This window comes from Pseudomonas sp. TE6288, from assembly GCF_054062095.1.
On sequence record NZ_JBSSEW010000003.1, the window covers coordinates 247647 to 258889 of the forward strand.

6 protein-coding genes are annotated in these 11243 nt (G+C 67.7%); 3 read left to right on the forward strand and 3 right to left on the reverse strand.

Features of this window, described 5'->3' with window-relative positions; all coding sequences use genetic code 11:
• Positions 1 to 254 precede the first annotated feature (254 nt).
• Entirely contained in the window at positions 255 to 680 is a 426-nt protein-coding gene (locus ACVWY1_RS04550) for a PACE efflux transporter (RefSeq protein ID WP_102682822.1), read from the forward strand.
• Positions 681 to 767: 87 nt separating this feature from the next.
• Positions 768 to 1520, forward strand: coding sequence for an AraC family transcriptional regulator (locus tag ACVWY1_RS04555; RefSeq protein WP_457377847.1), 753 nt, complete (start codon positions 768 to 770; stop codon positions 1518 to 1520).
• Here the strand turns inward: ACVWY1_RS04555 and ACVWY1_RS04560 are convergent.
• Positions 1490 to 2920 (reverse strand): efflux transporter outer membrane subunit, encoded by a 1431-nt coding sequence (locus tag ACVWY1_RS04560; RefSeq protein ID WP_457377848.1) that lies wholly within the window; start codon positions 2918 to 2920, stop codon positions 1490 to 1492. The genes ACVWY1_RS04555 and ACVWY1_RS04560 overlap by 31 nt on opposite strands.
• A gap of 16 nt (positions 2921 to 2936) precedes the next feature.
• Positions 2937 to 3689, reverse strand: a complete 753-nt coding sequence (locus tag ACVWY1_RS04565) for a helix-turn-helix transcriptional regulator (RefSeq protein WP_139670367.1) — start codon at positions 3687 to 3689, stop codon at positions 2937 to 2939.
• A gap of 419 nt (positions 3690 to 4108) precedes the next feature.
• Here ACVWY1_RS04565 and ACVWY1_RS04570 point away from each other — a divergent pair, with 419 nt between their 5' ends.
• Positions 4109 to 10450 (forward strand): amino acid adenylation domain-containing protein, encoded by a 6342-nt coding sequence (locus ACVWY1_RS04570; protein WP_457377849.1) that lies wholly within the window; start codon positions 4109 to 4111, stop codon positions 10448 to 10450.
• A gap of 34 nt (positions 10451 to 10484) precedes the next feature.
• Here ACVWY1_RS04570 and ACVWY1_RS04575 read toward each other — a convergent pair whose 3' ends face one another.
• Positions 10485 to 11129 (reverse strand): helix-turn-helix transcriptional regulator, encoded by a 645-nt coding sequence (locus tag ACVWY1_RS04575; protein ID WP_277504743.1) that lies wholly within the window; start codon positions 11127 to 11129, stop codon positions 10485 to 10487.
• Between the last annotated feature and the right edge of the window lie 114 nt (positions 11130 to 11243).

Sequence of the window (11243 nt, forward strand, 5' to 3'; positions counted from 1 at the left end):
ATAAATACAAGCAGTCGATCATGGGGTTGTCCAATGCGCGGCATGCCCCAAGACGTGCCGGGCAGGCCTTGGCCGAGAGGCTTCGAGGCATGGGTCGTGCCGGCGGAAGGTGGTGCCGGACGCCAGGGATGGGTGTTGCGGAAACGTTTATGCTAATTTTTCTTGATTGAACGGTCAGTCAATAAAGTATTTCTGACTTTTTCTTGAGGCTTACTTCTTGTAGCTTTGCGGGTCTTTTATTCAAGGAGTTGAACATGCAAGGCAAGGCGCGCAAGGTCGTCCAGGCCATCCTTTACGAGGCCATCGCCGTGGCTTGCGTGGCACCGGCGCTGGAGCTGGCGTTCGGCGCGGGCATGGCGCAGTCGACGGTATTGTCGGTCCTCATGTCGGGCATCGCGATGAGCTGGAACATGGCCTACAACTGGGCCTTCGAGCGCTGGGAGGCGCGCCAGCACAAGCGCAGCCGCACCTTGCTGCGGCGCCTGCTGCATGCCTTGGGTTTCGAGGGCGGGCTGGTGCTGATCCTGCTGCCGCTGGTGGCGTACTGGCTGGATATCGGCCTGTGGGCGGCGCTGGTCACCAACCTGGCGTTGTTCGTGTTCTTCTTTGTCTATGCGTTCGTATTCCAGTGGGGCTTCGACAAGGTTTTCGATGTGCCAGTCTCGGCGCAGGGCTGCTGATCGGGGCTTTTCGCACAAGCCCCTGGGATTCCCCTTTGAATCGTGCATCGCCAATAATCCGTATCCACCCTTGCCAGGCTCGCATCAATGCCGCGCCCTATCATCCTGCCGCTCGCCGAGAACTACCGCCATGGCGAGCACATCGCCCCGCATTGCCATGACCGCGCCCAGCTGATCCATGCCATCAGCGGCGTGGTCACGGTCAGTGCCCGCGAGGGCAACTGGGTGGTCCCCCCTGGGCGAGGTGTGTGGGTACCGGCGGCTGTCGAACATGAGCTACGCATGGCCGGCGTGGTGCGCATGCGCACCCTGTTCGTCGACCCGGGCGCGCGCCCGGACTTGCCGCGCCAATGCCAGGTGATCGAGATCTCGCCTTTGCTGCGCGAACTGATCATCCGCGCCATGGACGTCGCCCCCGATCATCCGGCGCAAGGCCGCGAGGCGCGGATCATGCAACTTATCCTCGACGAGATCCGCGTGCTGCCAGTGTTCGCCCTGCATGTGCCGAGCCCGCATTCGGCGCACCTGCAAAGACTGTGCGAAGCGCTGCGCCAGGCCCCGTCCGAGGACTGGAGCCTGGCCCGCGCCGCGGCCTACAGCGGCTTGAATGCGCGCACCCTGACTCGCGCCTTCCAGCGCGAGACCGGGTTGAGCCTGGTGCAATGGCTGCGGCGCATGCGCCTGTTGGCCAGCCTGGATGCCCTGGCGGCCGGACAGTCGGTGCTGGAGGTGGCGCTGGACATGGGCTATGACAGCCCCAGCGCGTTCAGCGCGATGTTCCGCCGTACCCTCGGGGTGTCGCCATCGGTCTACTTCGGCAGGACCGCCGAGCGCTGGTAGGCCAGCCCCGGTGCTTCGTCCCAGCCGCCGCCCAGCGCGGTGAACAGGTTCACCTCGGCCAGCAACTGCGCCAGGCGATCACTGATCAGGCCTTGCTGGGCGCTGAACAGCGAGCGCTGCGCATCGAGGAACGTCAGGCTGCTGTCGATGCCGTTGCGGTACCGATTCTCGGCCAGGTCGTGGTAGCGCTGGCTGGCCTCGACCAGGTCGCGTTGGGCCTGCAGCTGCTGCTGGTAGGTGGTGCGCGCCGCCAAGCCGTCGGCCACCTCCTGAAAGGCGGTCTGGATCGATTTTTCGTAGCGCGCCACCTGCATGTCCTTTTGCAGCTTGGCGTAATCGAGGCTCGCGCGCAGGCTGCCGGCATTGAACAGCGGCAGGTTCACTTGCGGCTGGAACAGCCAGCTGCCGGTGCCGGCATCGAACAGATCGGCCAGCTCGCGGCTGCTGCTGCCGGCGTTGGCGGTCAGGCTGATGCTTGGGAAGAACGCCGCCCGTGCCGCGCCGATGTTGGCGTTGGCGGCCTGCAACTGGTATTCGGCCTGGCGGATATCGGGCCGGCGCTGCAGCAGGTCGGCGGGCAGGCCGGCCGGCACCCGGGCGATCTGCTCGTTGGCCAGGGGCAGGGGCGGCAGGTGCTCATCGACCTGCGCGCCGACCAGGCGCTGTAACTGGTTGAGGTCTTGTGCGGCCAGGCGGGTATAGCGCGCGACGGCGGCGCGGGTGCTGTCGACCCGGGTGGTGGCCTGGATCTGGTCGAGCGCCGACAGCGTGCCGGTGCGGCGCTGGCGCTGGGTCAGGCGCAGGCTTTTCTCGTCGGCCTGCAAGGTCTGGCGCGACAGGGCCAGCAGTTCCTGGTCGGCGCGCCAGGTCAGGTAGGCGCCGGCAACGCTGCTGATCAGGCTGAGCTCGGCGCCACGCCGTGCCTCGTCGGTAGCCAGGTAACTGAGCAGGGCCTGGTCGCTGAGGCTGCGCAGGCGGCCGAACAGGTCCAGCTCATAGGCGCTGATGCCGATGGTGGCCGATTGCTGTGTGCTGATCACGCCTTCGCCACCGGTACGCCGCCGTGGCAGATACTGGCGTGTGCCTTGGGCATTGGCGGCGATCTTCGGCAGTAACTCGGCGCGCTGGATGCGGTATTGGGCGCGGTAGGCTTCGGCGTTGAGCACGGCCACGCGCAGGTCGCGGTTGTTGGCCAGCGCGGTGTCGAGCAGTTGGCGCAGCACCGGGTCGCGGAAGACCCCCTGCCAGTCGCGGGGCAGTGCCGTGGTGGACGGCCCGCCCCGATAGGCGGGGCCGCTGGGGTATTGCTCGGCGCTGGGCGAGGGGGGGCGCTGGTAGTCGGGGGCCAGGCTGCAGCCGGTCAGCACGAGGGCAAGCAAGGGTAGTGTGATTTGCCGCATGGCAGGGTCTCTGGGTTCAGGTGCCGGCCATCCAGCGGGCCAGGCCGTGGCGTCCGCTGACGCCGAGTTTGGCGGTGGCGCGTTTGAGGTAGGTCTCGATCGAGCTGCTCTTCACGTTCAGGCGCTGGGCCATCTGCGGCACGGTGCCACCGGTGAGCAGGCCGATGCACACCTCCTGCTCGCGGCTGGACAGGCGGATTGCGTCTTGCTCCAGGCGCTCGGTGAACACCTGGCGCAGCGACCCGGCCTCATCGGGCAGCAGGCCGCCCGGGCGGCGACTGGCCGACTGCAGGAACAGCTGGGCGTGATGCTCGACCAACGGCAGCAGTGTGTCGGACAGGCGCTTGAGCAGCGACAGCTCGGCCAGCGAGAACATTCCCTCGCTGCGCAGCCGTTGGCAGCAGATGACCCAGCGCCGGTTGCCGCTGCGCGATACCAGGTTGCACTGGTGCACGGGGGCGTTTATCTGGATCAGCAGCGGGTCTTCCATGCGCATGATGCTTTGCAGCAGGGGGTGGCGCAGAGGCTCCTGAACCGGTGTTTCCTCGGGGCGGCCGGCACTGCCCAGTGCCTTGACCTGGCGGATGCTGGCCTGGTCGCTGTCGAGGGTCCATTCGCTGAGGTCGAGGCGATGGAGCGGCACCTGATCACCGATCAACTGGAACATCTGTTCGGCGAAGGTGCCATCGCCGGTGCTGGCAACCAGTGCCCCCAGTTGCAGGTACAGGTGCGGGTCGTGGCAGTGTTCGAGGCTGTCGATCAGCTTCATGTGCTTGTCTTCCTTGATCCGGTAACGCGGCGGGGGCTCGCGGTCGAGTCCTCTCTGTGCTGGGGCTTGGCGCTATTGAATAGCAGGCTCCAAGCCTGCGTCTGTAGCGGAAAGCGGGGACAGGAAATGCCAATTAATCCGACAAGAAAAGTCGGTGTTTTTCCCCTGATGTACCTTGCGGATCGCAGGATTGTCGGACAATTGGCGCCAGTAAGCGGCGAGATCGGCGGCGTTTGCCACGCTCGCTCACAGGGGTAGGCCGCTGCCGGCTGCCCGCTAGCGTCAATGTCCTACAAAAGATTCCGCAGGTTCAGGCTGAGCAAAAAGGCCCTGCCATTGTCCGGGTTTGGGGGGCCATACAGGGGCCGGGGTGGGTGCTTGAATCCGCGAACGACCCCGTTTCAAGGAAGATCCACGCCATGTCCGCCGCCGACACCTTTCCCCTGACCTGCGCTCAGCGCGACATCTGGCTCGACCAGATCAGCCATGGCGATTCGCCGCTCTACAATGTCGGCGGTTATGTCGAGCTCGATGGCCGTGTGGACTGCGGGCTGTTGAGCCAGGCGCTTGACCATCTGGTCCGCGTGCACGACGGGTTGCGCACGGTGCTGGTGCGCCATGCCGGTGGCGATGGCCTGGCGCGCCAGCGCTTCGCCCGCGACGTGCGGGTCGCGCTGGACGAGCATGACCTGCGCGACCACAGCGCACCGTTCGAGGCGGCGCAGGGGCTGATCAAGACGTTGCTGCAACAGCGCTTCGCCCTCGAGCGCGGGCCACTGGTGCGCATGGCGCTGCTCCACCTGAGCGAGTGCCGCAGCCTGTTGGTCCTGCAAGGTCACCACCTGATCTTCGATGGTTGGGGCCTGGAGCAGTTCGTCTACCAGTTGGGCCAGTACTATGGTTGGCTTGAACAGGGCCTGGCGTTGCCGGACTCAGCGCCGTCCTACCAGGCCTTCATCGAGGACGACCTGGCGTATCAGGGCTCGGCACGCCAGCAGCGTGACCTCGCCTACTGGCTGGACAAGTACCGGACGCTGCCCGATGCGTTGCTCAGGCCACGTGACCAGGGGCTGCCCGCCACCGCCACGCCGAGCAATGCGCTGGAGTGCAGCTTCGACACCAGATTGCTGACGCGCATGCACCAGCTGGCCGCCGAGTTGCAGGGGTCGGCCCTGCATGTGTTGCTGGCGGCGCTGCATGTCTGCTGCGCCCGGGCCTGGCAGCGTGACGACTGGGTAATCGGCTTGCCAGTGCGCAACCGTGGCAATGCCCGGGCCAAGGCGACGCAAGGGATGTTCGCCCAGGTCAATGCGTTGCGCATGGACTTCGGCAGGACCTTGAGTTTTGCCGATCTGGTGCGGCGCATTGGCGACACCCTGAAGCGCGACCTGCGCCACCAGCGCTTGCCGCTGAGCGAGCTCAACCGTGCGCTGGGCCTGTCCCGCGAGGCCCGTGGGCAGTTGTTCGAGATCACCGTGTCCTACGAGGAAGAGGGTCACGACTTGCGTTACGGCAGCCTCGGCGCACACAGCGTCAAAGTGTGCAACGACCACGAGCCCACCCCGTTGTCGATTTACCTGCGCAGCAATCCGCACAATGGCAAGGCCTGGTTGCACCTGGTGTACAACCAGGCCTGGCTGGCGTCCGAGGAGGTCGAAGTGTTCAGCGCGCGCTTGCTTCATGTGCTGGCCCAAGGGCTCGAGCAACCGCAGGCGGGCATCGACAGCTACGACCTGTTGCTTGCCGAGGAACACCAGCGCCTGCGTCAGTGGAACGCCACCGCCCAAGGCCCCGAGGGCCCAGCCTTGGTTCACCGCCGTATCGAGGCCCAGGCCGCAACACGCGCCGAGGCGACGGCCGCCGTGCATCAGGGGCGCAGCCTGAGTTATGGAGAGTTGAATGACCGCGCCAACCAGCTGGCCGCGCAACTGCTGGCCATGGGCGTGCTGCCAGAGCAGCGGGTGGCGGTGCTCGCCCGGCGCGGCCTGGACACCCTGGTCGGCTTGCTCGCGGTGCTCAAGGCTGGCGCGGCCTATGTGCCGGTGGACCCGGCGCACCCGAGCGAGCGCCTGCAGTACCTGATCGATGACTGCGCGCCGAAGGTGGTGCTGACCCTCTCGGGCCTGCGTGACCGCCTGCCGGCCACGAGCGTGCCGGTGATCGAGCTGGACCGCTTGCCATCGGCCAGGGCAGGGCTGGCCAACCCCCAGGTCGCCCAGCTGTCCGGCGCCAACCTGGTCTACGTGATCTACACTTCCGGCTCCACCGGCCAACCCAAGGGCGTGATGGTCGAGCACCGCATGCTGGCCAATCTGGTCGACTGGCACTGTGCTGCCTTTGACCTGCACGCGGGCAGCCATGCCTCCAGCCTGGCCGGCTTCGGCTTCGATGCGATGGCCTGGGAAGTCTGGCCAGCCCTGTGCGCCGGCGCGACGTTGCACCTGGCGCCGGTGGGCGAAGGGGGCGAGGATATCGATGCGCTGTTGCGCTGGTGGCGCGCCCAGCCGTTGCAGGTCAGCTTCCTGCCCACGCCAGTGGCCGAGCACGCCTTCGCCCAGGGCGAGCCACACCCGACCTTGCAGACCTTGCTGGTCGGCGGCGACCGCCTGCGGCGCCTGGCCCGGGAGCGGGGTTGCCGGATCATCAACAACTACGGCCCGACCGAGGCCACGGTGGTCGCCAGCGCTGGCGAGGTGCACCCCGGGCAGGTGCTGCATATCGGCGCGCCGGTGGCCAATGCGCGCCTGTACGTGCTGGATGCCCAGGGGCGAGAACTGCCGGTGGGCGCCGTGGGCGAGTTGTACATTGGTGGCGCGGGGGTCGCCCGTGGTTACCTGAACCGCCCCGAGCTCACCGCCGAACGCTTCCTTGACGACCCTTTCGCCCAGCAGCTTGGCGCGCGGATGTACCGCACAGGGGATCTGGTGCGCTGGTTGCCCGAGGGCACCCTGGAGTATCTGGGCCGCAGTGACGACCAGGTGAAGATCCGCGGTGTGCGGGTGGAGCTGGGCGAGATCGAGAGTGCGCTGGCGAGCCACGCGGCCGTGCGTGAGGCCGTGGTACTGCTGCGTGACGGGCAGTTGGTGGCCTGGTATGTCGCCGGGCAGGTACTGACCCCGCTGGACCTGCATGAGCACCTGCGCGACCGCTTGCCCGCGGCAATGCTGCCTTCGGCCTATGTGGCGATGGCGGCCTGGCCGCTGACCGCCAATGGCAAGCTCGACCGTCGCGCCTTGCCGGCACCGGACAGCGAGGCCTCGGTGCGGCGTACCCACGAGCCGCCGCAGGGCGAGCTCGAGCAGCGCCTGGCCGCGCTATGGGCCGAGCTGCTGGAGGTAGAGCAGATCGGGCGGCATGATCACTTCTTCGAACTGGGTGGACATTCGCTGCTGGCGGTACGCCTGATCGAGCGCATGCGCCAGGCAGGGCTGCACGCCGATGCCCAGGTGCTGTTCGGCCAGCCGACCCTGGCCAGCCTCGCCGCGTCGCTCGGCAGCGCCCCCGCGCAAGCGGTACCGGCCAACCGCGTGGCGCCGGGTTGCCAGCGCGTCACCCCCGAGATGCTGGCCTTGACCCACCTCGACCAGGCCAGCATCGACCAGATCGTCGGCACGGTTCCGGGCGGCGCGGCCAATGTGCAGGAGATCTACCCCCTGGCGCCGTTGCAGGAAGGGCTGCTGTACCATCACCTCACCGACGAGCGCGATCCCTACCTGCAGCAGGCGCTCTTCGCCTTCGACAGCAGGGCGGCGCTGGAGGCGTTCAACCAGGCCCTGGCCCGGGTCATCGAGCGCCACGACATCCTGCGCACCAGCCTGGCCTGGGAAGGCCTGGCACAGCCCCAGCAGGTGGTGTGGCGCCAGGCTTGGCTGCCATTGAGCGTGCTTGGGCCCGGCCCGGGCGATGCGGCCACGCGGCTACGCGAACAGGGGCTGCGGCTTGACCTGCGCCAGGCACCGATGATGGCCCTGGCCTGTGTCGAGGACAGCGTGCAGGCGCGATGGCTGGGCCTGCTGCATTTCCACCATCTGGTCAACGACGCGGTCTCGGTGCAGGTGCTGCTCGCCGAGCTGGCGACGCTGATGGCAGGCGAAGGCCATGACCTGCCTGTTCCGGTGGCTTACCGCAACTATGTTGCGCTGAGCCGCGATGAGCGCCGGCAGGCCAGCCATGAACGGTACCTGCGCGAGGCCCTGGCCGGGGTGCTGGCGCCGCCCCGGCTGGCCGGCATGGCTGAAGGGCCGCAAGGGGGGGCGCAGGTCGAGACCTGCGCCATCAACGTGCCCGAGGCCCTGGCCGCCACCCTGCGCCAGCGCGCGCGCCAGCACGATGTCGGCCTTGGCAGCCTGATGCACCTGGCCTGGGCGCAGGTACTAGGGGCGCTGGGCGGCCGTGACGAGGTGGTCTTCGGCACCGTGCTGCTGGGCCGGGTGATGGCCGGCGAGGGCGCCGACCGGGCGCTGGGCATGTTCATCAACAGCCTGCCGCTGCGCGTGTCGCTGGCCGGGCGCAGCGTGGCCCAGGCCCTGGCCGGTACCCATAGCCAACTGGCGGCGCTGCTCGGGCACGAGGACGCGCCATTGGTCCTGGCCCAGCGTTGCAGCGGCCTGCCAGCCGGCGTGGCACTGTTCGACAGCCTGCTCAACTATCGGCATGGCGCGGCGCAGACTGTGTCGTTGCCGGGCGTGTCGCTGCTCGAGGCCAGCGAGGTGCACAGCCATGCCCTGGTGCTGACCGTGGACGAGGAGGGCGACACCTTGCGCCTGAGTGTGCGTGCGCCCCGTGAACTGGGCGCCGAGCGCGTGCTCGGGCATGTGTCGTGCGCGCTGCGGGGCTTGGCCGAGGCGCTGGCCGGCCAAGCCCCGGTGGCGCTCGAATCGCTGTCGACCTTGCCGGAGGATGAACGCCGCTACCTGCTGGAGACCGTCAACGCCACCGAGGTGGCGCTGGACCCTGGATACCCGCATCTGCCGGCCATGTTCGCCGCTCAGGTGAGGCGCGCGCCGGATGCCGTGGCGCTGCAGACCGAGCAGACGCAACTGACCTACCGCGAGCTCGATGCCAAGGCCAATCGCCTGGCGCACCACTTGATAGGCCTCGGCGTGCGGCCCGACACGCGGGTCGCCGTATGCCTCGAGCGTGGCGTGGCGCTGATCGTCGGCCTGCTGGGCGTGCTCAAGGCCGGTGGTGCCTATGTGCCGCTGGATCCTGACTACCCCGACGAGCGCCTGCACTACCTGCTCGCCGACAGCGCACCGCTGGCGCTGCTGGTGCAGGGCGCCACCCGCGGCCTGTTCGATGGCCAGCAAACACCGTTGGTGGACCTGGACCAGGGCGCCTGGCAGGCGCACAGCGACCAGGCGCCCGCGCTGGCGGAGCTTGGCGGCGGGCACCTGGCCTATGTCATGTATACCTCAGGCACCACCGGCACGCCGAAGGGCGTGATGGTCGAGCACCGCGGGCTGTGCAACCTGATGCGCTGGGGCAGCGACCTGTGCCCGCCGCAGGCCGATGACGGGTTGCTGCAACGGGCGCCGTTCAGCTTCGATGGCTCGGTATGGGAGCTGTTCTGGCCATTGTGCGCGGGGCTGCGCCTGGTACTGGCGCGCCCTGACGGGCACCGTGACCCGGCCTACCTGGTGCAACTGATCCAGGCCCGCCAGGTGACCACCGTAAAGTTCGTGCCGGCCTTGTTGCATGCCTTCCTCGACACCCCGGGCGTAGAGCGCTGCACCAGCCTGCGCGATCTGTTCTGCGGGGGCGGCGAACTGACCCTGGCACTGGCGCAGCGCGTGCGCGAGCGACTGCCCCGGGTGCGCCTGCACAATGTCTATGGCCCCACCGAGGCCACCGTCGACAGCACCGCCTGGACCTTGGAACCGCAGCAGCCACTGCCCGTCGTCGCCCCACCGATCGGGCGGCCAATCGGCAACACCCGCCTGTATGTGCTCGACGCCCATGACCGCCCGGTGCCCATGGGGTGCGCCGGCGAGCTGCACATCGGCGGTATCGGCGTGGCCCGTGGTTACCTGGGCTTGCCGGCACTGCAGGCCGAGCGCTTCATCGCCAGCCCGTTCGTGGCCGGTGATCGGCTGTATCGCACCGGCGACCTGGTGCGTTACCGCGCCGATGGCGAACTGGAGTTCCTTGGGCGCAACGATTTCCAGGTCAAGCTCAATGGCCTGCGTATCGAGCCAGGCGAGATCGAGGCTCTACTGGCGAGCCACCCGGCCCTTGGCCAGGCCGTGGTGCTGGTGCGCGAGGATCGCCTGGTGGCCTATGCCAGCTGCCGCGATAACCACGACGCGCCAACACCTGAGGCGTTGCGTGGCTACCTGCTGGCGCGCCTGCCGGCCTACATGGTGCCGTCGGCCTACGTGCTGCTGGCCGAGCTGCCGCTGAGCGCCAATGGCAAGGTCGATCGCAACGCCTTGCCGGTGCCAGGCGCTGCGGCGGTGATCAGCCGGGCCTACCAGGCACCGCGTGATGAGCTGGAGCAGGCCTTGGCGCAGATCTGGACCGAAGTGCTGAAGATCGAGCAGGTCGGTCGCGACGACAACTTCTTCGAGCTGGGCGGGCATTCACTGCTGGCGGTCAGCCTGGTGGCACGCATGCGCCAGGCCGGCTTGCACGCCGATGCGCGGTTGCTGTTCAGCCAGCCGACCTTGGCGGGCCTCGCGGCCAATACCCGCCGCGAGCAGGTACAGGTGGAGATCGCCCAGACCACCATCCCGGCGCTCAAGGGCAGGCGGCGGATCTGATGGAGCGGCGTGACGAGCACTGCCTGGGGGCGGGCTACCGCGGCGAGATGCGATAGACGCAACGCCGGTCCCCCGAGATCAGGTGCTCGCAGCGCTCCACCAGCCCTTGCTCACCGATTGCCGCCTGGAACACCTGCAGCTCGCTGCGGCAGAACCCTTGGCAACGGGTGGCGGCAATGCAGATCGGGCAGTGGTTCTCGACGATCAGCCAGTTGTCGCCGTCGGCCTGGATCTCGGCCATGTAGCCTGCGCGTTCACGCAATTGCACAAGGATGCGCACCTTGTCTTCCAGGCTTTCGGCTCCTGCGCAGGCTTGCTGATACTCGCGGCTGTTGCTGTCTTCCATGCGGCTGATCAGGCGGTCGACGCCATCGCTGCCGAACACCTGCTCGACGCTCTCGATCAGTTGCAGGGTTAGCACGCTGTGGGAATCGGGGAAGCGGCGCTGGGCGGTGGCGGTCAACGCCCATTTCTGCGAGGGCCGCCCGGCGCCCTTGGCCGGCACGCTGATGCCGCTGATCAGCTCGGCCGCCTGCAGTTTCTGCACCTGCTGGCGGGCGGCTTCGAAGGTGATGGCGAGCAATTGGGCAAGATCGGCGGTCTTGAGCGGCCCGCGGGTCTTGAGCAGGAACAGGATGCGGTCGGCGGTGCAGTTCGAATCTACGGTGGTCGAGGTCATGGAGCGCTGGAAACCGGGCGTGAATGAGCGGATCGGGCACTCTCCTGGGCCATCCTTTGCGCAGGCAAGTGGGCGAAGGATAGCCCGGATTCGCGGTGATTTGTGCAAGGGGGA